22 protein-coding genes are annotated in these 24950 nt (G+C 44.9%); 2 read left to right on the top strand and 20 right to left on the bottom strand.

The genetic code is table 11. The annotated features are described in order from the left end of the window. Positions 1-34: 34 nt before the first annotated feature. The 18 genes from J7I80_RS09180 to J7I80_RS09095 form a co-directional block, all read right to left on the bottom strand. Entirely contained in the window at positions 35-3217 is a 3183-nt protein-coding gene (locus tag J7I80_RS09180; protein WP_214737765.1) for a DEAD/DEAH box helicase, read from the bottom strand. A 150-nt stretch (positions 3218-3367) separates the two neighbouring features. After that, the gene (locus tag J7I80_RS09175; protein WP_214737763.1) at positions 3368-3694 is read right to left on the bottom strand and encodes an ArsR/SmtB family transcription factor; all 327 of its coding nucleotides are present in this window, start codon (positions 3692-3694) and stop codon (positions 3368-3370) included. A gap of 1 nt (position 3695) precedes the next feature. After that, a complete protein-coding gene (locus J7I80_RS09170) occupies positions 3696-4109 on the bottom strand; it encodes an SRPBCC family protein (RefSeq protein ID WP_214737761.1) in 414 nt (137 codons plus the stop codon). Positions 4110-4233: 124 nt separating this feature from the next. Continuing rightward, positions 4234-5892 (bottom strand): ribonuclease J, encoded by a 1659-nt coding sequence (locus tag J7I80_RS09165; protein ID WP_353050094.1) that lies wholly within the window; start codon positions 5890-5892, stop codon positions 4234-4236. A 354-nt stretch (positions 5893-6246) separates the two neighbouring features. Then, a complete protein-coding gene (locus J7I80_RS09160) occupies positions 6247-7404 on the bottom strand; it encodes a homogentisate 1,2-dioxygenase (protein WP_214737759.1) in 1158 nt (385 codons plus the stop codon). A gap of 15 nt (positions 7405-7419) precedes the next feature. After that, complete coding sequence (locus tag J7I80_RS09155) at positions 7420-8343, bottom strand: fumarylacetoacetate hydrolase family protein (protein ID WP_214737757.1); 924 nt, start codon at positions 8341-8343, stop codon at positions 7420-7422. Between the two features lie 8 nt (positions 8344-8351). Next, positions 8352-8963 carry a flavin reductase family protein gene (locus J7I80_RS09150; protein WP_214737755.1) on the bottom strand — a complete coding sequence of 204 codons (612 nt, stop codon included), beginning with the start codon at positions 8961-8963 and terminating at the stop codon, positions 8352-8354. 3 nt (positions 8964-8966) lie between these two features. Continuing rightward, on the bottom strand, positions 8967-10058 hold the full coding sequence (gene hisC / locus J7I80_RS09145) for a histidinol-phosphate transaminase (protein ID WP_251027677.1): 1092 nt from the start codon (positions 10056-10058) through the stop codon (positions 8967-8969). A gap of 69 nt (positions 10059-10127) precedes the next feature. Further along, on the bottom strand, positions 10128-11243 hold the full coding sequence (hppD, locus tag J7I80_RS09140) for a 4-hydroxyphenylpyruvate dioxygenase (RefSeq protein WP_214737752.1): 1116 nt from the start codon (positions 11241-11243) through the stop codon (positions 10128-10130). Between the two features lie 128 nt (positions 11244-11371). Beyond that, positions 11372-12664 carry a dihydrolipoamide acetyltransferase family protein gene (locus J7I80_RS09135; RefSeq protein WP_251027689.1) on the bottom strand — a complete coding sequence of 431 codons (1293 nt, stop codon included), beginning with the start codon at positions 12662-12664 and terminating at the stop codon, positions 11372-11374. Positions 12665-12712: 48 nt separating this feature from the next. After that, the gene (locus J7I80_RS09130) at positions 12713-13708 is read right to left on the bottom strand and encodes an alpha-ketoacid dehydrogenase subunit beta (RefSeq protein WP_214737982.1); all 996 of its coding nucleotides are present in this window, start codon (positions 13706-13708) and stop codon (positions 12713-12715) included. Then, positions 13708-14775 (bottom strand): pyruvate dehydrogenase (acetyl-transferring) E1 component subunit alpha, encoded by a 1068-nt coding sequence (gene pdhA, locus J7I80_RS09125; protein WP_214737748.1) that lies wholly within the window; start codon positions 14773-14775, stop codon positions 13708-13710. Before pdhA ends, J7I80_RS09130 begins: the two co-directional genes overlap by 1 nt. Positions 14776-14808: 33 nt before the next feature. Continuing rightward, a complete protein-coding gene (locus tag J7I80_RS09120) occupies positions 14809-15915 on the bottom strand; it encodes a Leu/Phe/Val dehydrogenase (protein WP_214737746.1) in 1107 nt (368 codons plus the stop codon). Between the two features lie 61 nt (positions 15916-15976). Next, on the bottom strand, positions 15977-16366 hold the full coding sequence (locus J7I80_RS09115; protein ID WP_214737744.1) for a thioesterase family protein: 390 nt from the start codon (positions 16364-16366) through the stop codon (positions 15977-15979). Positions 16367-16547: 181 nt separating this feature from the next. Beyond that, entirely contained in the window at positions 16548-17342 is a 795-nt protein-coding gene (locus tag J7I80_RS09110; protein WP_214737742.1) for an ABC transporter ATP-binding protein, read from the bottom strand. Further along, complete coding sequence (locus tag J7I80_RS09105) at positions 17317-18348, bottom strand: ABC transporter permease (protein WP_214737740.1); 1032 nt, start codon at positions 18346-18348, stop codon at positions 17317-17319. The genes J7I80_RS09110 and J7I80_RS09105 overlap by 26 nt, the downstream gene beginning before the upstream one ends. Before the next feature lie 18 nt (positions 18349-18366). Then, positions 18367-19365, bottom strand: a complete 999-nt coding sequence (locus J7I80_RS09100; protein WP_214737738.1) for an ABC transporter substrate-binding protein — start codon at positions 19363-19365, stop codon at positions 18367-18369. A gap of 513 nt (positions 19366-19878) precedes the next feature. Further along, positions 19879-20826 carry an NAD(P)H-dependent flavin oxidoreductase gene (locus J7I80_RS09095; protein WP_214737736.1) on the bottom strand — a complete coding sequence of 316 codons (948 nt, stop codon included), beginning with the start codon at positions 20824-20826 and terminating at the stop codon, positions 19879-19881. A gap of 74 nt (positions 20827-20900) precedes the next feature. Between J7I80_RS09095 and J7I80_RS09090 the strand changes: the two genes are divergently transcribed. Further along, positions 20901-21422 carry a gamma carbonic anhydrase family protein gene (locus tag J7I80_RS09090; protein ID WP_214737734.1) on the top strand — a complete coding sequence of 174 codons (522 nt, stop codon included), beginning with the start codon at positions 20901-20903 and terminating at the stop codon, positions 21420-21422. Positions 21423-21466: 44 nt separating this feature from the next. Here the strand turns inward: J7I80_RS09090 and J7I80_RS09085 are convergent, their stop codons facing one another. Together J7I80_RS09085 and J7I80_RS09080 are read right to left on the bottom strand one after the other, a co-directional pair. After that, the gene (locus tag J7I80_RS09085; protein ID WP_214737731.1) at positions 21467-22141 is read right to left on the bottom strand and encodes an NAD(P)H-dependent oxidoreductase; all 675 of its coding nucleotides are present in this window, start codon (positions 22139-22141) and stop codon (positions 21467-21469) included. A 59-nt stretch (positions 22142-22200) separates the two neighbouring features. Next, positions 22201-23238 (bottom strand): DmpA family aminopeptidase, encoded by a 1038-nt coding sequence (locus J7I80_RS09080; protein WP_214737729.1) that lies wholly within the window; start codon positions 23236-23238, stop codon positions 22201-22203. Positions 23239-23410: 172 nt separating this feature from the next. On the opposite strand from J7I80_RS09080, the gene J7I80_RS09075 reads away from it, so the two are divergent. Next, positions 23411-24919 (top strand): BCCT family transporter, encoded by a 1509-nt coding sequence (locus tag J7I80_RS09075; protein WP_214737727.1) that lies wholly within the window; start codon positions 23411-23413, stop codon positions 24917-24919. The last annotated feature ends 31 nt before the right edge of the window (positions 24920-24950 follow it).

The raw sequence follows: 24950 nt of genomic DNA, 5'->3' as shown, positions 1-24950 counted from the left end.
AGACTCATAGATATCCTGGTTGATTCAACTAAAGCTAAATCTGTAAAATTTCGCGGATATCTTCTTCTGTCAGCGAAGCTGAGCTTTTTTCTTCGATGATTTCTTCGATCATGTTCCGCTTTTTATCCTGAAGCTCGTTCATCTTTTCTTCGATCGTTCCTCTGGCGATCAATTTGATGACCTGGACCTTATTTTTCTGTCCCATTCGGTGGGCGCGGTCTGCGGCCTGCTCCTCCACGGCCGGATTCCACCATAGATCGTAAAGGATGACTGTGTCAGCTCCAGTAAGATTCAAGCCTGTGCCCCCAGCTTTTAAGGAGATCAGGAAAAAGTCCCGTTCTCCAGCATTAAACTTTTCGCACGTTTCCACTCGCTCTTCAGGAGGTGTCTGTCCGTCCAGGTAAAAGAACGGAATTCCCTCATATGCCAATTCCCTGCCAATCAAGTCGAGCATTTTCGTGAACTGTGAGAATATGAGAACTCTTCTTCCAGCGAACCTGGATTCCTCAATGATTTGTTTCAACTGTTCTAGCTTTGCCGATTCACCCTTGTATCCGTCTACGAACAAAGCAGGATGGCAGCAGATTTGCCTTAATCGTGTCAAGCCAGCCAGAATTTTGATCCGGTTCTTCCTGATCGTATTCTTATCCAGCTGCTTCAGCGTTTGATGGCGAAGTTTTGCCAGATACGCTGCATAAAGCTTTTTTTGTTCAGGCAGCAATTCAACTCTATCGATTGATTCAATTTTTTCTGGCAGCTCCCCAAGCACCTCTTCCTTTACCCTTCGCAGTAAAAATGGGCGAATCCTGCGGGAGATGGTCTTGCTTGTCAGATTGCTGTATTCCTTTAATCCCTGGAATAACTCTGGGAACACCACCCGGAAAATAGACCATAACTCCTCTATGGAATTTTCAATCGGCGTACCTGTCAATGCGAACCGGTGGTCAGCCTGTATGTCCAACACAGCTTTTGCTGTTTGTGTCAGAGGATTTTTAAAAGCCTGCGCTTCATCGAAAAATACAGTGTGGAACTTGATTTTTTCGTACAGGTGAATATCCCTGCGCAGAAGCATATAGGATGTAATGACTACATCAATGCCCGAAACATCCTTAAGAAGCTTGGATCGCTCTGATTTATTGCCGTCGATGATCACTGCCTGGATTTCAGGAGTGAATTTCATGAATTCACTGAGCCAATTATAAACAAGGGAAGATGGACAGACAATCAGGACAGGCTGTCGGTTCTTCTTTATATTGGAAAGCTCCGATGCAATATAGGCGATGCTTTGCAGTGTTTTACCAAGTCCCATATCGTCTGCCAGGATACCGCCAAATCCGTAACTTGCGAGGGTTTTCATCCAGTGGTAACCCTGTTTCTGGTATTCTCGCAAGATTGGATCCAGGTTATCAGGGACCTCAAATTTCACTTTTCCAGGTGTACTTATTTCATTCAGGAAACTGCGGAACGAATCCTCTAATCTTAGAACGGACCCATCCTCGAATGATTCCAGCATTTGCATCCCACGGACAATCGGGACATTTAACCCTTTTTCCAAATCTTCATCCTGGATGGGCCCTGCCTTCAAGAAACGCTGGATTTCCTCCCATTCCCTCGTTTCCAGAGACATCAACGCTCCATTGCGCAACCGATAATACTTTCGTTTTTCCTCAAGAGCTTCAAGAATATCCCTGATATGTTTTTCAGGAATCCCCTCCATTTCAAATTTGAACTCAAGCCAGTTTGTCCGCTCTTTTTTCACCTTGACACGTATTTGCGGCCGGGCCGGCTCCCTGAAAATCCGAGTCCTGACGGCTGTTGTCGCGTATATCTCTACAAGCTTTTGCAGCTTCGGCATGATGTGATACAAAAATTCATATTCCAACTCTTCGTTATGCAAGAAATAACCGCCATCCGTTTTTGCAAATGAACCTTCATCCAGCAACTCCAGAATCAGGTCCTCCCTGACCATGTCCCTGATCAACAACGAGGTCACTTTCGGTTCCCTTTCCTCAATCGGGTTGAAAACGATCTTTCCATACTGGAACTCGACCCCTGCCAGCAATCGGTTATTTACCCTATCAAGGTAAAGCTTTGCGGTCAATGGCTCTGTTAAAAATTGCTTCGTGATATCGCCATCTATTTGCACTTCCCCAATACTGCGCAGGCCAGGCACGACTTTTTCCACAAAAAACCCCATCTGATCCTGTAAAATCGGTATGCTATCCTTTTTGGATTGTGACAGCATATTTTTCAGTTCGAATAATCTGCTGCAATCCTCGGTGCTGAGCTGGAACAACTCGGCTTTCGACCAAACGAGGTCATATTTATGAAGGACGATCAGATTAGAGATTCCAGCAATTTTTAGGGAATAGTCTACCTCGGTAATTTTTTCAAAGTTGAACAAAAGCGGAAGACTATCGTTGGAAACAGAAAACGGCCCGGTCACCTGGCCATCCTCTTTCAACTTAACATCCGGAGCCTTTTCCAACAGCGGCAACAGCTGCTGCCAAAAGGATGGCGGAATGATTAAGATTGACGAGTCATTATCGTTTTTGACCACCAATTCTGAGTCCTGGACAATCTGGATTAGTATTTTGATGATTGAGTCGTTTTCATTATGAAAACAATGAAACTCAGGATTATAGGTGAACAAATCAGATAGCAATGCTGACTGCCGATTCACCACACTAATCAAGAATCCCGAAATATCTTCGATTTCGACCGGCCCAATACTCATCGAAACACCCAGCATCATTTGCTGATCACTGGTTTCGACCGGCTCAATCATGAATATCGTATTCAAGGGCTTCCTTGTTTCAAAATGAAGCTGGTGGCCGCTTGTTCTTCGTGGTCCTTCACTGAAAATGGTCAGCAGCCCTTCAGCCAGCTCACTTCCTGGATGATTAAAATTCTTGAGTGAATTTGATGATCCATGCTTTTGCTCATCTAAAATAGCCAGCAGGACCGCGGCTACATGCTGGCATTCATATTTGACAGAAGCAAGCTTCGGACAAGTGCACTCCGTTGTAAAACGGCTGGCCCCGGTTTTCGTGACAGTGACATGGAATACATCCGCCCCTGTAACGGTTGCATTCACCCGTTTCTCTTCGTAGTCTTTGAACTCTACTTTATCCGCACGGTAAAACGCATTCCCCCGCTTGAAGGAAACAGTTCCGCATAATTCCTTGATGACTTTTTGATTTAGGTTGATATCCATGGCCTGCTCCCTCCTCGGAGATGCAATAATCGATAGTTATTAGTGTAGACCTTATCTACTCATTTGTTAAGCAGGAATGCAAAAAGCATGGAGAATTCTCCATGCTCGAAGTTTTAAAATAGAAGAGTAAGCATCCAGGACACCTGAAACTTAGTCATCATCACATTCCACGAAATTTTTCAATGCAGATAGTTTGTTGTCCCAATATAACTCGAAAAACGAAAGCCATTCCTTCAATTCCTGAAGCGGTTCTGGCTGTAATGAATAGCGAGTTTCACGTCCAATTTTTTTACTGGTTACCAAACCTGCCTCAGATAACACAAATAAGTGTTTGTTTACAGCCGTCCTCGTAATCGGAAATTCTTCAGTTATAGATGCAACTGGCATCTCCTTGTCCGCGAGCAGCTTCAGTATTTTCCGGCGAGTAGGGTCTGCAACAGCCTGGAAAACATCATGTTTTGCATGTGAATCTGACATGTTAGCCCTCGATGTAGGCTGGAAGTGCTTCGTTAACGATTTTGTCCCAGCCATTATCCATGATTCCCTGGATAACCGTATGAGGCTGTCCAAACTCAGTGACCTTATCAGGGTCCCAACCGGAGTGGATTAATGTGAACTCTGTCTTTCCTTCCAGCTCCTTCAGTTCAAATAGAAGGTGCCAATCCTGCCCCCAATCAAAGCCCAGACGATTCGGCGGATCCAATTCCGTTACCTTGCATGGTGAATCTCCAAAAGGACCTGCGTGGAGGATGAACTCTTTGCCAAGCTCCGGTTCAAATGTGTTCGGCATCCACCAGGCAGCGATCCCTTCAGATGTCGCGACTGCTTTCCATACTTTTTCAATTGGCGCATTTAGAATGATTGTTTTGCGAATTTCTCTTTGTGTATCCATATTTTGGCCTCCATTGGTTAAATAACACTATTTGGTGTCACTTCTTTAATTTATAACACCTTTTAGTGTCATGTCAACAGAATGGACCAGGCACAATGTCTAAGTACCTGGTCCACGATGAAAATTAGATCTCAATTATAATCGGCAAGATCATCGGCCTTCTTCTTGTTTTTTGGAAGATGTGCTGACCAACTGCTTTTTTGATGCCCTGCTTAATGACATTCCAGCGATATACATTGTCTTCTTGAAGTTCGGTTACTGTTTTTGTCACAAGATTATTTACATCTTTCATCAGATCCTCTGAGTTTTTCACAAAAACAAACCCCCGTGATATAGTATCCGGTCCTGAAATGATTTTCCGTTCGGCTTTGCTTAATGTAAGGACAATGACCAGCATTCCATCCTCGGATAGCTGCTTTCTGTCCCTGAGCACGATCTCGCCTACATCTCCGACACTTACGCCATCAACATACGTATCACCTGCTGGGACATTGCGGGTCTGGCGCGCTTCTCCATTTTCAATGTCAACGATATCACCATTTTTCACGATAAATGTATTTCCCTTTTCTACACCAACAGATTCCGCCAGCAAGAGGTGGTGATGCAGCATCCTGTATTCCCCGTGTATCGGGATGAAATACTTAGGCTTCATCAAAGTCAGCATCAGCTTGAGATCTTCCTGGTAGCCATGCCCGGAAACATGCATGCCAGTGGTACTGCCGGAGCCGTAAATGACTTTCGCACCAAGCTTGAACAAATTATCGATGATCTTGGAAACATCCTTTTCATTCCCGGGAATTGGCGATGCCGCCATGATGACGGTATCTCCTGGATATACCGAGACATCGCGGTAATTTCCTGATGAGAGGCGGGAAAGCGCGGCCATCGGCTCTCCCTGGCTGCCAGTACACAGGATGGCAACCTTATGTGGATCCAGTTGGTCGACTACATTCGATTGTATCAGCATTCCCTCAGGAACATTCAAGTACCCTCTTTCGATCGCCACATCGACTACATTGACCATACTCCTGCCAAGCAGCGCAAGCTTTCTGTCTGTCTTGATTGCTGCCTCCACAACCTGCTGAACCCGGTTCACGTTAGAAGCAAAAGTTGAAACAAAGATTTTACCTTCCGCTTTCATGAAGGCTTCTTCAAGATGGCTGGCCACCATTCTTTCTGATGGCGTCAATCCGGTTCGCTCCGCATTCGTGCTCTCCGAAAGCAACGCCATTACACCTTCTGTTCCAATCTTCGCCATCTTATGAATCTCCGATTGCTCATCATTAGCAGGCGTCAGGTCGAATTTGAAATCTCCGGTATGGACAACATTACCTTCAGGCGTATGGAAGACAATCCCCAAACAATCCGGGATGCTGTGGCTCACTTTGAAAAAAGAAACCTTCACCTTGCCGAAATCCAATTCTGAATCTGAATTTATTTTGTTAAGTTCAGTTCCTCTTAAAAGCTTATGTTCACTCAGTTTCAGCTCGATTAAACCGAGAGTGAAATTTGTTGCATAGACTGGTGCTTTCAGTTTCTTGAAGAAATATGGGACCCCGCCAATGTGGTCCTCGTGTCCATGGGTCACGATCAACCCCCTGATTTTGTCTCTGTTTTCTTCAAGATAGGTCATTTCCGGGATAATCAAATCGATTCCCAATAAACTTTCATCAGGGAACTTCCCTCCGCAGTCAATCACAAAAATATCGTCCTCATATTGGACAACATACATGTTTTTTCCGATTTCATTGATGCCGCCCAAGGCAAATATAGATAAAGTCACTTCATATCCTCCTAATCCGTAATCGATTTTGTTAGTATTGCCTATTTTGGTTTGGATTATTTTGCAATGACTTTACCCTTATAATGTTTAGGAAACCCTCAAAACCAGACGTTTTTGCATGTTTTTAATATTTTTCACTTGTTTTTTGATTACTGAAGATCGTGCTGCTCATGTTTTTCGCCCGGATTATTAGAGAATTCCATTAGTATATTTTGCAAAAAAATTTTATTCGCAAAAACCATATGTTTATTCGCAAAATCTAAAATTTTATTCGCAAACTGGAAAAACGCATGTTTTTTCCAGTTTTCCAACGAAAAAAACCAACCCGCTCTTTAGCGAATTGGTCTTATTTCCTTATTTCTCGATCCAGGTATACATATACTGGTCGTCTTCGATGCCCATTGCTTTCTTTACCGTTTTCAGCGGCCGGAATGTATCGATCATGACGGCAAGCTCTAAAGTTTCTTTTTTGCCAATGCTCGCTTCCGTCTTTCCTGGGTGCGGTCCGTGCGGGATCCCGCTTGGGTGCAGTGTAATCGAGCCTTCCTTGATTCCTTTGCGGCTCATGAAGTTGCCTTCTACATAGTACAGCAGCTCATCGCTGTTGACATTGCTGTGGTAATATGGAGCCGGAATCGCTTCAGGATGGTAGTCGTAAAGCCTTGGCACGAAGGAACATACAACATAATTATGGCCTTCAAACGTCTGGTGGACAGGCGGCGGCTGATGGATTCGGCCGGTGATCGGCTCGAAGTCCTCGATATTGAACGCCCACGGATACAGATAGCCATCCCAGCCGACAACATCAAGCGGGTGATGGTTCAACACGTGACGATGCAGATGGCCGCGCGTCTTCGTGATCACCTCATGCTCCCCTTTTTCAGAGAAGGTTTCCAGCGTTTCCGGTCCGCGGATATCTCGTTCACAGAATGGGCTGTGCTCGAGAAGCTGCCCATATTCATTGCGGTAACGTCGGGGAGTCGTGATCTGGCTGAACGATTCAACAATCAATGCCTTTGTCTGCTCAGAATCATCTGGAACAACCCTGTACATCGTTCCGATTGGGATTACGACATAATCACCAGGACGATAGTTTATCGTTCCAAACATCGTCTCCACCTTGCCTGATCCATGATGGAAAAAGAACATTTCATCTCCATCACCATTGCGGTAAAATTGCATCATCGTTTCAGTGATATTCGCAAATCCAATCAGGAGGTCATCATTTCCAAGGATATATTCCCTTCCACTTAAAGCATCCCCCGTTTTCGTGATCTGGTCGGTCAGGAAGTGCCGATGGTTCAATGATGCCTGTTCTTCATATTCAGGCATGTAACTGCCGATTAATTCGCTCTTCACGACCTCAGTCGGCATATGATGATGATAAAGGATTGACTGTGTGCCGGAAAAACCTTTGGTTCCCATTACCTGCTCGCGAAAAAGCGAACCGTCTTCCTTTTTAAAAATGGTATGGCGTTTCTTCGGGATTTCTCCCAGCTGACGGTAATACATAATTACACCTTCTTTCTAGTCTTCGATTATTTTATTTTTCAAGACACCTAGTCCTTCAATCTCAAGCTCTACTTCATCGCCGGGCTCCAGCCAGCGGTGGACATCTGTACCAAGCTCCAGGATACAGCCTGTTCCTACTGTACCTGAGCCGATTACCTCTCCGGGATACAGTGTCGTCCCCGCGGAAGCACGCTCAATCATCTCACCGAAGGAATAATAGAGATCCTTCACATTGCCACTCGAAAGTTCCCTTCCGTTCACCCTTGCTGTCATTTGCAGGTTATAGCCTTTCTCCGCCTTGATGGAATCCAGCTCATCCTTCGTGACCAGATATGGACCAAATGAAGTCGCGAAATCCTTGCCCTTCGCCGGTCCAAGGCCTACTTTCATTTCGTGACGCTGCAGATCACGGGCACTCCAATCATTCATGATAAAAAATCCGAATATATGCTGTTCTGCATTCTCAGCCTTGATATTCCGGCCTCCCTTGCCGATGACACAGGCGATTTCCAATTCATAATCGAGCCACTCGCATGCTTGCGGACGGCTGATTTCATCTTCTGGCCCTTTGATGGCAAGATGGTTGGTAAAATAGAATACCGGGATTTCATACCATTCAGGAATCATTTCAAGCCCCCGGTTCTCCCTCGCTGTTTTTACATGCTGCTCGAATGCGTAAAAATCCCGGACACTCTTAGGATTTGGGAGCGGCGCGTTCAAGGTTACGTCATTCAGCGGATAAGAACCATTCCCTGTCTCAATCAAGCCTTTATTTTCTTGGATATACTCCATGAATGCCGCATGGTTTTCGATGAATGCCAGCATATTGTCAGGCAACGTCCCATTCGATGCTTCGTGCATATCAACCGCCATATTGCTGGAGTCAATCCAGCCAGCTCTCACTGTGCCATCTTTTTTCATAAACGTAATAAGTTTCATGTCATCACCTATTTTCTTTGCAGTTCAAAGGTTTTTGCCAGCGGTAGAGTATAAGTAGCGCCTGCCAGCCTGCCAACCGGATTTAGCTTCTCAGAATTAATGCGGCCATTTTCATAAAGGCTATCTTCCACATGGACATGAACAACTTTGCCAATGACAAGGCTGCCAGCTCCAGCTTCTTCCCCGCCAAAGTGCAGGACCTGATCGAGAATACACTCAAGATGGACCTTGGACTCTTTGACCCGTGATGGTCTAACCGCGACGCTGTCAACCTTGGTCAGTCCCGAAGCCTCAAATTCATCAACATCTGATGCGAATTCCGTCGCACAGTCATTCATCTGCTGGACGAACGCCTCACTGACAATATTGATGACGAACTCCTTTGTGCTTTCAATATTTTTAAGCGTATCTTTCTTCGCGCCGTCAGTCCCTCTTCTCATTGGCGAAAAGCAGACCATCATCGGGTTTGAGCTGATGACAGTAAAAAAACTGAATGGAGCCAGATTGGCGTTCCCGTTTTCATCCTGGCTGGAAACAAAGGCAATGGGCCTCGGCAGGACCGATCCTTGCAAGAGCTTGTATGCGTCTCTCCATTCAAGTTGATCTGTTTTGATTTCCAAGGGTTACACCGCCCTTTCATGAAAAAGCTGGCTGACAATTTTCAAAATGAACTCATGGTCCTCATGTGTGCCGAGAGTAATCCGGAATGCTTCCTTGTACCCTGGCAAGTGCATCTGCCTGACAAGAACACCATTCTCTGTAAGCTTCTGAATAACTGGTCTATTTGTAAAAGCAAACAAGAAGTTGGATTGCGATGGGAAACTATCTATCTCCAACTCTTTAAACTTCGCACTAAGGAAAGTTCTTTCTGCACTATTCTTAGCGGCACAGTCTTTTATGAAATCTTGGTCCTCAATAGCAGCTATTGCTGCTTCCTGTGCAAGCTGGTTCACATTGAATACGTCCCTGACTTTATGAAGCTCCTTCGCGATATCTTCATGCATGATGCCATAGCCAACTCGCAGGCTGGCAAGGCCATAAATTTTTGAAAAAGTTCTGAGGATGACGATGTTTTGATATTGATCAAGCAATGGCATCGTATCCAGGAATTCATCAGAATCTGTGTATTCGAAATAAGCTTCATCCATGATGATCAGCACATTTGAAGGTACATTGTCGATAAAAGAAAGCAAATCGTGCTTGGCGACAATCGTTCCGGTTGGATTGTTCGGGTTGCAGACGAATACCATTCTTGTTTTTTCGTTGATGGCTTCCTGCATTTTTTTAAGATCATGCCTGCCGTCAATCATCGGAACGGTGACAGCTCTGCCGCCTTCGATCACCACATTCGTTTTATAGCGAGGGAAAGTTACTTCTGCCATGACCGCTTCCTCATTTTTATTAATGTACGCTCTTGTCAGAAGGCGAATGATTTCCTCTGAACCGTTCGAAACAAGAAAATGATTTGGACCCAATTTATAATAGGCGGAAAGTTTCTCCACGATTCCTGAGGTCAATCCGTCCGGATAGAATGCCAGTTTAGAAGATGCCTGTATGATTGCTTCTCTGACCTTTGGCGATGTGCCATACACATTTTCATTATCCGAAAGCTTCCTTACTTTAGTAAGTCCATACTGCTCTTTAATCTCATCAATTGTCTGTCCGAGGGCGTATGGTGTGATTCCTTCGAGTTCTGCTCTTGCTTTTACATTCATGTTCATCCCCCAATTCTAAGACGCCGTTTATAACAAAAGGGAGCGATTCGCCCCCTTCACTCCCGGCTATTAAAGGTTGCCGCGTCGTTCCTGTTCACGCTCGATTGATTCGAATAGAGCCTTGAAGTTTCCTTCACCAAAACCTCTTGCGCCTTTGCGCTGGATGATTTCAATAAAGAGAGTTGGACGGTCTACGATTGGCTTCGTGAAAATCTGCAGCAGATAGCCTTCATCGTCGCGGTCTACTAGAATGCTAAGCTCTTTTAGCTTATCGATTTCTTCATCAATTTCGCCAACACGCTCTGCCAGCATTTCATAGTAAGAATCCGGTGTGCTCAGGAATTCAACACCATTTTCATGCAGTTGTGCAACTGTGCTGACAATATCTTCTGTCAAAATCGCAAGATGCTGAACTCCGGGTCCGTTGTAGAATTCCAGGTATTCCTGGATCTGCGACTTGCGCTTTCCTTCTGCCGGCTCGTTAATCGGGAATTTAATGCGACCGCCATTATGCATTACCTTGGACATCAATGCTGAATACTCTGTCACGATATCCTTATCCGTAAAGTGCTTCATTTCTTTGAAGCCCATAACATTCGCATAATAGTTAACCCATTCTTCCATTCTCTCAACATTGCCGACAACATGGTCAATCCCGATGAAACCAGCGTCATTCACAGGGACTGTTGTTTCGTGCTCAACAAACCCTGGCATGAACAAGCCGTTGTAATTTTTTCTTTCAACAAGTGTGTGGATGGTGTCACCATATGTACCGATGACTGCTTTTTTTAATGTACCGTTTTCATCAGAAACTTCATGCGGCGGCTGGATTTCAATTGCTCCCCGCTTAACCGCTCCCTCATACGCTTTCTCGACATCATCAACAGCAAGCGCAATGTCCTTGACGCCATCGCCGTGAGCCTTGACAAACTGGGCTACACGAGATGAATCATTGTAGGTTCCAGTCACAACAAGACGGATCTTACGCTGCTGCAGGACATAAGATGTAGTTTCACGATTCCCTGTTTCAAGGCCGGAATAAGCTACTACCTTAAAGCCAAAAGCCGTCTGGAAAAAGTGAGATGCCTGCTTGGCATTCCCTACATACAGCTCTAAATAATCAACATCCTGTACCGGAAAAAAGTCCTCTGTACTTTGGCCAGATACCATTACTTTCTCTTGCATTGTAAAACCTCCTGAAAGAATATTTATAATATTAAAAATAATTTTATAGTAACTATCCATGCCCTCTCAAGAGCGCGATGTAAAGCTATAATGCTTTTGTGTGGTAAAGTGTCTATTCTTGAAAACTGTTACATCAATTCCAACAACATCATTTTCGGATTCTCAATCAACTGTGCAAAACGGTTTGTAAAGGCAACAGCCGTTGCCCCATCTGCGACTCTGTGGTCAAACACCATTGACAGATTCATGATAGAACGGATGGCAATTTCGTCTTGATCTGTGACAACTGGCCGTTTCTTTGTTTTATGGAAGGAAACGAGCGCTGTCTGCGGGTGCTGAATGATTGGTGTCGCACCAATGCTGCCGCCCAGCGGACCGACATTGCTGATCGTGAATGTACCGCCAGATATATCCTTAACCGTCAGCTTGTCATTAAGGGCGAGCTTTGTCAGATGCTTCATTTCACTATGGATTTCCTTTAAATTCTTCTGCTCCACATTTCTGATTACCGGCACAATCAGGCCTTCTGGCGTGTCCACGGCAATTCCAATATGGTGCTCACGCAACAGCAGGATGCGTTCGTTTTCCTCATCAAGCCGCGCATTAAAGACAGGGAATTCTTTTAACCCAATCGAAAGAGCTTTGATAAAGAAGGCAGTTGCAGAAATAGAGTTTCCGGAAGCCTTGATTTCTTCCCTTAAAGTGATCAACTCACTTACATCAATTTCCTCAAAGTGAGTACAGTGAGGGATCGTGTACATGGATTGGACCATCTTTTTTGCAATCTGCTTGCGGCGGCCGCGGAATGGCAATGTATCCTCATTACGAGCGGAATCTTTCTCTTCAAAACCAGCTTCTGAAAGGTTCGAAGCCTGCAGTTCGGAACTTGCTTCCGAAACGTTCGGAACCTGCTGTTCGGAACCACCTTCCGAATTACTCGCAACCCCTTGCTCTCTTAGATGAACAAAGGCAAGTATATCTTCTTCGTTAATCCGGCCTGCTGGTCCAGTCCCTTTGACCTCCATAATATTGACGCCGTTTTCCCGGGCAACTTTCCTGGTATAAGGTGAAGCAAGGATCTGGCCCAGTCGCGCACTAACACCTACAGGGACCTTGCTTGCAGTGGGTCTGTCCAAAACAGCTACCGCAGACTCGGCAGGTTCGGCTGCTGCTTTTACAGCTTCAACTATCTTCTGGGACTCAACAGGCTTACCTGCACTGGTACTGTCCTCCATGATCAGTAAAGTTGTCCCTACCTTTACCGTTTGCCCTGGAGTTAACAGCAGTTCTTTAATTACACCTGCACGGGGAGCAGGAATCTCTGCGGTCATTTTGTCTGTCTGGACTTCCACCAGGGGATCATCAGCCTTGACGATATCCCCCGGTTTCACCAGATAACAATTGATGTCCGCTTCGGTCATGCCTTCCCCAATGTCATGGAGCTTTACTTCAACCAATCGGCACGCCTCCTAAAACTTCATTACTTTCTGTATGGCAGCTGCGACTCTTTTCGGCGTCGGCAGATAATGATCTTCAAAACCAAAATACGGTACAGGCGTATCATAGCCCGTCACTCTTTCTGCCGGGGCCTTTTGATAAAGGAATGCCTCATCATTGATCAGTGATATTAAATCACTGCCAGTACCGCCTGTCGCATGGGCTTCATGGACAATTACCGTCCGGCCAGTTTTTTGGACTGACTCTATGACAAGGTCCTTGTCGATAGGATAGAGTGTCCTTAAATCAAGGACCTCGCAATTGATCCCCTTTTGCTTCATATCTTCAGCAGCCTTCATCGCTACTGGTACCATTGCGCCCCAGGCAATGACCGTCACATCTTCGCCTTCTGTCATCTTCTTTCCTTTACCTATTTCAACTGTATACTTTCCTTCCGGAACCTCACCGCGTGAGGAACGATAACTTCTCATTGGCTCTAAAAATAGGACAGGATCTGGATCTTCAATCGCAGCAATCATCAGTCCTTTTGCATCATAGGCATTGGATGGACAGACTACCTTCATTCCTGGCATATGGGTAAAAAGGGATTCTGTGCTGTCACAATGAATTTCAGGTGCTCGCACACCGGCGCCATAAGGAGCGCGAATCACCATTGGAACAGTAAAATGCCCAAGAGTTCTCATCCGCAGTCTCGAAGCATGGGTCATGATTTGTTCATAGGCAGGATAAATAAAGCCCAGGAACTGAATTTCCACAACGGGACGGAATCCGTTCACTGCCATGCCAATCGCTGCCCCTACAAAACCTGCTTCACTCAATGGCGTATCTATTACGCGGTCCTCCCCATATTTCTCCTGAAGGCCATCAGTAGCGCGAAAGACTCCGCCGTTTTTCCCGATATCTTCACCTAGAAGGATCACTTCCTTGCTTTCACTAAGCATCGTATCTAGTCCATCGGTTATCGCCTGGACAAGCGTCAAAGTCTTTGTCTGAAGTGCTGTTTCCATCATGCTTCACCTCCGATCAGTTCAAGGTACTCCCGCTTCTGCTTCTCGATTGTCCATGTAGGTTTCTCAAAAACATAGTCAAAGATCACAGCCGGGTCAGCTTTAGGGAATTTCTCCATTTCTTGTACAGCACCATCAATTTCTGCCGCTGCCTGCTCTTCTATTTCCTTCACCCATGCTGCATCGTAAAGCCATTCATTTTTCAGCCAGCGTTCCAGCCTTAGCAAAGGATCTGTGTCCATTCGCTTGAGCGCACTTTCACCTTGATCACGATATTTGGAGGCATCGTCAGCAGTGGTATGGGACCCATAACGCCAGGTCATCGCTTCAATCAGTGTCGGTCCCTCACCATTTCGAGCCCGATGCAGTGCCTTTTCCGTTTCAGCAAAAACAGCAAAAACATCGTTACCATCAATCCTTACACCTGGAATATCATAGGCAAGAGCTTTTTGTGCAATGGTTGCAGAGTTCATTTGTTTACTGATTGGCACTGAAATTGCATATTGATTGTTCTGGCAAAAATAGACGACCGGAGATTTGAAGACGCTGGCAAAATTCAAGCCTTCATGAAAGTCTCCTTCCGAGGTCGCGCCATCACCGAAATAACAAATGGCCGCATTCTTTGTACCTTTTTGCTTTTCGGCAAATGCTGCACCTGCAGCGTGTGGAATTTGGGTTGCAATCGGGATGGCCGGCGGAAAAATCTTTTTCCCATCCGGCGGCACACAGCCTTCATTTCGTCCATTCCAGAACAGCAAAATATTCCTCAAGGAGTGGCCGAACACCGTTGCCGCACCATGATCACGGTACGTCGGGAACATCCAGTCTTCACTTTCGAGTGCCAGAGCTGTTCCTACCTGGGAAGCTTCCTGTCCTTCAAATGGAGCGTATGTCCCGATTCGCCCTTGCCGCTGGAGACTGATGGATTTCCTGTCCAGCGTCCGGATCCTTACCATTTCCGAATAAAATTTCTTCACTCGCTCTTCAGTCACCAAATCTTTATGTTCCTCAGAAACAATGTTTCCGTTTTGGTCCATCACTTGAAAAATCGGAAAATCCTTTTCCATCGGCTCACCCTTTTTTATAAGTCTATGAATCTATTACATCCTCACTGCCCATTTCGGACGCTTCATATGTGAGAAAAAGCTGTTGCGTCTTGTTCTGGCTTCGATCCGGTTTTCGCAAAATTTATTCGCAGCTTCGACCGTTGTGATTCCTTCACTCTCTGCCTGTCTGTAAATATTTAAAAGTGAATTATAGATTGCCTTCGTTTTCTTTAAGACTCGTTCCTTGTTTGGTGAATACAGCTCATCTGCCACCTGAATCAATCCGCCAGCATTAACGATATAATCAGGCGCATAAAGGATCCCTTTTTCCTGAAGAATATGGCCGTGACGTTCTTCCTTGAGCTGGTTGTTCGCTGATCCCACCACCGCTTTAACCTGAAGCTGTGGAATGGTCTCATCGTTGATGATTCCGCCCATTGCGCACGGAATGAAAATGTCTGCTGGCTGGGAATAAATTTCGTCACTGTTTACTACCTTGATTCCCGCTCCCATTTCCTTGGCTTTCTGGACAATCTGGTCGATTGCTTTTTGATTGATATCTGTAACATACAGGTCTGCACCATTTTCCAGAAGGTATTCTGCTACCTTGTAGCCTACCTTGCCCAGTCCCTGGATCGAATAAGACTTCCCGGATAAATCATCCGTATCCCAAAGCGCTTTGCTTGTTGCCTGCAATCCAAAAATCACGCCCTGTGCTGTCGGCACAGAAGAATCACCGCTGCCGCCATACACTTCATCCACGCCAACGATGCAATTTGTTTCTTTTAATGCATGCACAAAATCTTCCGGATCCGTACCCATGTCTGTCCCTGTATAAAAACGGCCCTGGATCGACTCAACAAACTGTCCAAATGCCCTGAACAATTCTGGACTTTTATCTTTTGTAGGGTCGCCTATGATGACAGCCTTCCCGCCGCCGAAATCAACATCAGCCGCTGCACACTTATAGGTCATGCCCTTCGAAAGTCGCAGTACATCTTCAAGTGCATCGTCTACTGATTTATAAGGGTACATACGGCAGCCGCCCAGAGCCGGTCCCAGCCGAGTACTATGAATCGCGATAATCGCCTTTAATCCTGTTGCTTCATCATTACAAAACACAACTTGCTCGTGTTCACGAATTTGTTCGAACATATCCATTGTTCTTTCCCCCTTTATTCCGTTAAATCATGTTAGCGCTTTCATTTTGGCGCAAAAATTTTTAGCTTCCAGTAAGTAATTCAGTTATCTTCTCTTTAGGAAGGACCACTTGCTTTACTTCCCCTACTCCTATAAGGCGACCCTTGCTTTCAGCCCTTACATTAGTAAGAATGGTATTGTCCTTTAGATCTGTGACGGTAGCAGTAATTGTTACCTTAGCTCCTTCGGTACATGGGGCGATGTGCTTTACAGTTACCGCACCTCCCATTCCTTCTTCATGATCCTCTAAAAAGGGAATGATAATTTGCCGTGAAACCCATTCCATGTGATACACCATTGAAACCGTGGAGTATACTGGATGGACGACTTTTCCCTCAAAGCGGGCAAACATATCTGGTGTAACAATGACATCGATGGAGGCCGTATGCCCAGCGATCAAGCCATCTCGCATCATATCCCACCTTTCCAAGTTGCAAATATGTATAACGTTTATTTAACGTTATCATAACATTCCGTTAAATAAATGGTCAATAAATTGTAAGAAATTTTGGTATTTTCTTAAAAATAATTTTGATATAATATTTAGCTATCAAAATAAAAACAACCAGCTCCAGTAGCTGGTTGTTTTTTGTCTAGCCTAATAACGCTCGATCGCTTGCCATCTTTGTTCCGCGGATCCGCTGGAATTCGTTTAGCAAGTCTTCGATTGTCAGCTTTGCTTTTTGTTCTTCGTTTACCTCGAGGATGATCTGGCCTTTATCCATCATGATCAGCCTGTTGCCTAGGTCGAGAGCCTGCTGCATGTTATGCGTGACCATTAATGTAGTGAGATGGTATTTATCGACGATTTCATTTGTAAGGTTTGTTATCAGCTCTGCACGAGAAGGATCCAATGCCGCAGTGTGTTCATCCAATAATAGTATCGAAGGCTCTGTAAATGTTGCCATCAGAAGAGACAAAGCCTGGCGTTCACCGCCGGATAACATCCCTACCTTGGCATTCAAGCGGTTCTCTAGTCCCAGGTGAAGTGACTCAAGCACTTCCTTAAAGAGTTCCCGGCGTTTTTTTGTTACTCCGCGTCCCAAAGTCCTGCGTTTATTCCTCGAATATGCAATGGCAAGGTTTTCTTCAATCGTCATGCTCGGAGCAGTGCCAGCCATTGGATCCTGGAATACACGGCCAATCAATTTTGACCGATTATATTCGCTCATGTAAGTTACATCCTTACCGTCCAGTTCCACCTGACCATGATCTGGAACCATTACACCAGAGATCACATTCATTAAAGTGGATTTTCCGGCTCCGTTGCTGCCGATGACTGTGACAAAGTCTCCCTTTTCCAGGGTGAGATTAATATTGTCCAGGGCGATCTTTTCATCTGGAGTACCTTCATTGAAGACTCTATGAATCTGATTTAAGTGCAGCACCAGCCTCACCCTTTCCTTCAGAAGGAATAGCTGCCATCTGCATGTGCTCAAGCTGCCTTTTTACCTTCCGTTTTTTCTCTTTATAGCTTTCTATCATTTTCGGAGCAGTCAGTGCCAATATTACGATAATCGCCGTGATCAGCTTCATGTCGCCCGGCTCAAGGAACTCTACCCTTAGTGCAAGTGTGACAACGATTCGATAAATGATCGCCCCGCCAATGACCGCAAGTGTTGTTCTAGCAATCGATTTTGTACCGAACAAAGCCTCACCGATGATGACAGACGCAAGACCGATAATAATCATCCCGATCCCCATACCAACGTCCGCGAAACCACCCTGCTGCGCAATCAATGCGCCAGAAAAAGCTACCATCGCATTCGACAGGCCAAGGCCAAGGATGATCATCAGGTTGGTATTGGAAGAGAAACTGCGGATCATTCTCTTGTTATCGCCGGTTGCCCGGATTGCAAGTCCAAGTTCTGTCTTAAGGAATGCATCAGTAAGGAATTTAATCGACAGCGTCACGACAATCATGAAAAGTAGGATTCCCCACGTTCTTGGAAGACTGTCTCCAAGTCCGACTGCTGTCAGGATGCCATTAAAGAATCCGTCAATTCCCGTCTTATCGAAAAAGTCCCTTACCGCTGTCATGGCAGTATCCGTGTTCAACAGAGGGACATTCGATTTACCCATGATTCTTAAATTGATAGAATACAAGGCAATCATCAACAGGATACCCGACAGAAGTGCATTCACCTTTCCGACTGTATGGATGATGCCTGTTAAGCACCCAGCGATGAATCCGGCAACCATGGCTACCATTGTAGCAGCAAATGGGTTTGCACCATTCACAATCATGATGGCGGCGACTGCAGCTCCAGTTACGAAGCTGCCGTCAACCGTCAAATCCGGAAAATCAAGTACCCGAAAGGATAAGTATACACCCAGAGCCATGATGGCATAGATGATGCCGGACTCAAATGCTCCAAATATTGAAGTAAACAAGTTGAATCATCCTTTCTCTTATTCTTCGTAAAACTCTGCGTCGTCTCCCCATTCTTCCTTAACTTCAACACCCTGCTCTTCAGCAGCTTTTTTGTTGATTGTCAGTGTTAATGATTTTGGAAGTTCAACAGGAATCTCAGAAGCTTTCTTATTACCAGATAGAATTTCAGCAGCCATCAAGCCTGACTGGTAACCAATGTCATAGTAATTGAAACCGCTGGCTGCAACGGCGCCGCGCTTCATGGAATCAAGCTCACCAACGAATAACGGGATCTTTTTGCCATTAGCTACAGAAATAACAGATTCAAGTGCAGATACGACCGTATTATCCGTAGGGACGTAGATAGCATCAACACGTCCGACAAGAGATTCTGCAGCTTGCTTAACTTCAGCTGATGTAGAGATAGAGGCTTCAACAACCTTCGCTCCATTTGCTTTCGCAAGCTTCTTGACTTCCTTTAGCTGGACTTCAGAGTTCTGCTCGCCAGCGTTATAGATGACGCCGATTTTCTTGGCGCCTATTTCATTCGTCATGAAGTCAATTGTCTTTTTGGTAGCATCCGGATGGTTATCGGTCGTACCAGTGACATTGTCGCCCGGTTTATCGAATGCTTCAACAAGCCCTGCCCCGACCGGATCTGTCACCGAGGTGAAGATGATCGGAATATCCTTTGTCGCATTAAGTGCTGCAACGGCACTTGGTGTAGCATTAGCGAAGATGAGGTCGACTTTATCACCGACAAAATTATTCGCAATACTTGCCGTGTTATTCATGTCTGCCTGCGCGTTCTGGAAGTCATATGTTACATTGTCTCCTTCTTTGAACCCTTTGTCCTCAAGAGCCTTTTTAAAGCCCTCGGTTGCGGCATCAAGAGAAGGATGCTCTGCGAATTGGGTCAGGCCAATTTTGTACTGATCTTTGTCTGAAGATCCATTTGATGCTTCATTTCCTCCGCAGCCAGCCATAAACAAGGCACTGGCCAGAACAAGAGAAATAGCTTTTACTGATTTTTTCATAAAAATCCCCCTTGAATATTTTTTAACCGGCAGTAAACTATGTAGTCTTAAACTTGAAAGCAGCCGGAACGCACCAAATTTGAAAACGTTAGGCAAAGGTCTGGATGTCCATTCAAAACTTGAGGCAGTGGATGTCCATTTGAAAATTTAGACAAGAATCTGGATGTGATTTTTTGAAAGCGATTCCAAAAAGTATGATATCCACTATAGGCACCGTAAATATAACGTTATATTAACACCAGATTTTAATTAAAGTCAATAAAATTCCGAAAATTTAGTATGTTATGATATTTAATTATTAAACCATCACTTTAATAAACTATCAAGATGTTTTTTAAAAATAATTTAACTTTTTCGCTTTTAAGCACGAAAGCGATTGATAAACACTTGTTTTATAGGCTTTTTTTAGGCTTAACATATTAAAGGTTCCTGGTATGGAGATCAAATAAAAAAACATTTTTTACAGAAAAACATAAAAAAAGTGTGCTCCTAGATTGAGCACACTAGTTAAAATTATAGTAAGAGTTCTGCAACCTTTAATCGATCTTTTGCTTCCTTTACCATTCGATCCAATAATTCCTCTACTGACGGGATATCAGATACCAGTCCAGACACCTGGCCTCCATTCATGAACCCGTTTTCTTCGCTTCCTTCCAATGCACCTTTTTTATGTATTTCCTCAGTTGTCAGCTCGGCAAATTCTTCTGGAGTAAGACCCTGTTTTTCTGCCTCCAGCAGTTTCCCTGCATAAGAAGTATTCAGCAGCCTGCGAATTCTTCCGACGGACCTGCCGACTATGACTGTTTCATGATCACTTGCCTGCAAGAGCTTCTGCTTGTAGTTTTCATGGAATGGAGCTTCCTTTGTAGCGATGAACCTTGTTCCCATCTGGACTCCGCTCGCTCCAAGTGCAAGCATGGCAGCAAGGCCCTTGCCGTCCCCGATTCCTCCCGCTGCAACAACTGGTATGTTCACCTGGTCAGCAATCTGAGGAATCAATGCCAAAGTCGTTGTTTCGAGGTTCGAGTTAATACCCGCTGCTTCATATCCCTCAGCTACTAAAATATCAGCTCCAGCAGCTTCCGCCTTCTTTGCTTGCTTTACAGATGCGACGACGGTAATGATCTTGATTCCAGCCTCTTTCAGCTTAGGAATGAAAGGTGCAGGATTCCCTGCTGATAATGTTACTGCCTGCACTTTATGTTTGACAGCCAGGCGCAAGATTTCCACCACATTCGGAGAAACACTCAAGGCCACATTCACTGAAAAAGGCTTCGATGTCCTCAATTTCGTTTCAAGAATAATTTGTTCCACTTCTTCAGCTGACATCGTACCGGCACCTATTGTTCCAAGGCCGCCGGCTTCTGAAACAGCAGCTGTCAGAATGGCATTGCTGATGTTCCCCATTCCACCCTGGATGATTGGATATTTTATGCCCAGAACAGAAGTAATTCCATTCACAAAAATTCCCCCTTCGTTAAATTAATGTTATACTAGTTCTAAAATTATGACAATTGAAAAAGGGGGATTTTTCATTGATTCTAAGTTATTCAGATAAAAAACCGTTCGTTGATGAAACAGTTTTCCAGGCACCCGGCAGTTTCATCATCGGTGACGTGAAAATCGGCAAGAATTCCAGTGTGTGGTTCAATGCAGTTTTGCGCGGGGATGAAGATACAATCACTATAGGCGACAGCTGCAGCATCCAGGATAATGTCACATGCCATCTTTATGAGGGCTCGCCACTTGTCATTGATGATGAAGTCACGGTCGGCCACAATGCCATCCTTCATGGGTGCACTATCAAGAAACGATGCATTATCGGAATGGGCTCGACCATCCTTGATGGAGCAGAAATCGGGGAAGAATGCATCATCGGGGCCAATACTTTGATACCTGCAGGCAAAAAAATACCGCCGCGGTCTCTTGTTGTCGGATCACCCGGGAAAGTCATCAGGGAGATTGGCGATAAAGATCTGGAGCTGATTCAACTATCGATCGATACATATGTTCAAAAGGGAAAGGAATACCGAGAAACTTTAAAGGATATTACCTAAATGACAAGAGCCAGGCAGATGCCTGGCTCTTTGTTACTCTTTTATTATACCCATTTTACGATGTCATCCAATGGTCTTCTTGTCTTCGGGTTGGGTTCTTTTACACGATAGCCGAACGCACACATAACGGAAATTCCGAAATGGCCACCTTCCAGCAATCCCTCATCTTCAAGAAGTTTGTTCATTTTTTCAAAATTGAAGCCTTCAATTGGACATGAGTCAATGCCGATTTGCGCTGCTGCTGTCATCATATTGGCAAGGACGATATAGGTTTGCCTGCACGCCCAATCAAATAGCGGGCGGTCTCCGTCGAGCAATTTAAAATCAGACTTCTGGAATTCCTCAATTCGCTTGAGGTAATTCGCCATGAATTCCTCAGGCATCTTTTTCTTGTTTCTAAAATGATCCTGAAGATATTCAGAATCATATTTAGTATCGATTTTAGTCCTCGCGAGGATAATCACAAAATGACTTGCTTCCGGAAGCTTGCCATACGCTCCCCAGGCAGTATTCTTAACTTTTTCGCGAAGCTCCTCACTCTGTACGACAAGGAGGCGCCACGGTTCAAAACCAAAAGAACTTGGAGATAACTGGCCGGTCTCCAGGATAAAACGGAAGTCTTCCTCTGGAATCTTTTTGCTTGGATCAAATTCCTTTGTGGCATGCCTAAAATGAAAAGCATCAAGAATCTCCTGCTTCAAAGTTTCTTTGTCTCGCATATGTACCTCTCCTTCCAGGTTATGTTTTTCTTAACTTATCACATTTCTCCTAATATTGCCTACAAAAAAGGGTAAGCCTCAACAACTCTGCCTTTTCTCCCTTTAGTCGTTTCAGCCTGTGATAAGGAATTCAGGATGGCTTCTTCTGTTGCTTCTGCCGCAGCCGTGAATAGCTCGTTCATTAATGGATGGTCATCCCTGATCTGGCTGCTTGATAGAATGCCTTCGTCTGAATCGTGCATTGCTTTATTGGCAGTTGAAAAAGCAATCACGATATCGCCGCTTCCATGACTGTAATGACTGCCGGTCCGGCCCAGGCCAATTCCACATCTCTTTGCCAGGCGCAACAGCTGGCGATCACTTAACGGGGAATTAGTTGCAAGAATGATCATGATGGAACCGTCTGCCGTTTCGGTTAGTCCTGATTTTATTGAGTGAATGCCATATTTCTTAGCCATGAACTCTTCTTTTTTGCCAAAATTGCTGAGCACCAGACAGCCAACGGTATAAGTGTCGGCATTTTTTACAACTCGCGATGCTGTTCCAATGCCACCTTTATGGCCGAAGCAAACCATACCTTTTCCTGCTCCGACGGCACCTTCTTCTGCCGGACTTGCTGAAGCTTTCTTAATTGCTTGTATGGCATGTTCAGGTTTTACCGGAAAAAGGCGAATCGAGTTTAAATAGCTATCATTGCATTCACCGACGACTATATTAATGGTGCCTGTCGTTTCGCCAATCTCTTCACTTTGGGCAAGCATGTACTCCAGAGTCCCCTGGGTGACAGCCGGCACTCCAAAGGTATTTGTCAGCATAATGGGTGACTCGATTGTTCCGAGTTCATTCACCTGGATGAGCCCCGTCGTCTTCCCAAAGCCGTTTAGGACATAGCTGGCGGCAGTAACTTTTTCTTCGAACAAATTCCCTCCATGCGGCAAGATTGCCGTCACACCCGTACAGGCAAACTCCTCACCTTTGTCATCCAGTGGATAATCCAATGTTACATGGCCGACCATTACACCATGTACATCAGTTATACAGTTATTGGTCCCTGGGGACATTCTGCCAACTATAATTCCTCTTTCGCGTACTTTCATAGGTACCTCCTGCTTACTACGGTATTCCCCACGATTATACCAAATTCTCATAGCTGCTTCTTATCTCCGCTAATTCCTTACAAGATAATTTTCTTAATTCAGTAAATAAAACTGACCATGATTTCCCCTCGTTTGATAGGGTAGATATTTTATAGGGCTTTTTCTTGAAATTATGATAAGGAGGGATATTATTTCACAAAAAAAACAACCAGGGATCACATTATATATATCTGCAGCCTTTGTACTTGGTTTTGTTTTATGGGGAGTAGTTGCTCCCGAAAATCTTAGCAGCAGCGCCAATAAAGCGCTGAATTGGACAATCAGCTATTTCAGCTGGTTTTACATGGCAGCAACTACTTTTTTTGTCTTTTTCATGCTGTATCTTGCGTTCAGTCCTTATCGGAATATTAAACTGGGCAAGGATGAGGATGAACCTAAGTATTCTTACTTTACATGGCTCGGCCTATTATTTGCCGGGGGAATGGGAGTAGGACTAGTATTTTGGGGTGTGGCAGAGCCCCTTCAGCATTACGCCGACCCGGCACCCGGGGTTGAAGCAAGGAGCACTGAAGCAGCTGAATCAGCACTGAAATACAGTGTATTCCACTGGGGTCTCCAGCCCTGGGCTGGTTATGGTCTCGTTGGATTGACAATTGCTTATTTCAAATTCCGCAAAAATAAAGCAAGCCTGATCAGTCATGCGTTTTACCCGTTGCTGGGCGAAAAAGTAAATGGATTTTTAGGAAAATCCATTAATATCGTATCCATCATCGCTACTGCCATTGGAGTAGCGACTACTTTTGGTCTCAGTGCCATGCAGGTATCCGGGGGATTGGGCAAGGTTTTGGGATTTCCGAACAGTTCCATGTCCCAATTGATTGTCATCGCAGTTGTTACCGTTCTCTTCATGATTTCGGCCCTTTCCGGAGTCAATAAAGGGATTCGAATATTAAGCAATATCAATCTTGGAATAGCAAGCCTATTATTCCTGTTTGTATTGTTCGCTGGACCTACTGTCTTTTTGCTTGAGAGTGCAATAACCTCTTTTGGCAGCTATATAGGGAACTATTTTCAGCTCAGCCTTGGGCTCAGTCCTTTTAAGGACTCATCCTGGAGAGGGGATTGGACAATTTTTTATTGGGCTTGGGGAATTTCCTGGGCACCATTTGTAGGCACGTTCATTGCCAGAGTTTCCAGAGGGCGGACAATCCGTGAATTCGTGCTCGGGGTCTTGTTTGTTCCTGCATTGATGGGCGGCCTGTGGTTTATTGTGTTTGGGGGTACAGCTCTTCACATGCAAATTTACGAGGGACTGGACCTAGTCAAACCGGCAAAAGAAAACGTAGAAACAGCCCTGTTTATCATGCTTGAAAATCTGCCGTTCGGGAAGGTTCTTAGCATTGCCGGGCTGTTGCTTATCACTATCTTTTTTATTACATCTGCAGACTCTGCCACCTATGTGTTAAGTATTTTGTCATCACGAGGAACTCTTAACCCCAAGAAATATGTCAAATTGATTTGGGGGTTTATCATTTCCGGCACAGCAGCCGTGCTATTAATCAGCGGAGGTTTAAAATCACTCCAGGCAGCTTCCATTACTACTGCCCTTCCATTTGCACTTCTGATTGTACTCATGTGCATCTCAGTTATTAAAGGGCTTAGAGAAGACAAATCCATTTAAAAAGTAGCTGGCACAGGTTCTTCCCTGGCCA

The organism is Bacillus sp. ISL-41, from assembly GCF_018613235.1.
GTDB lineage: Bacteria > Bacillota > Bacilli > Bacillales > Cytobacillaceae > Mesobacillus.
This window is presented reverse-complemented; position numbering and strand designations above follow the sequence as displayed.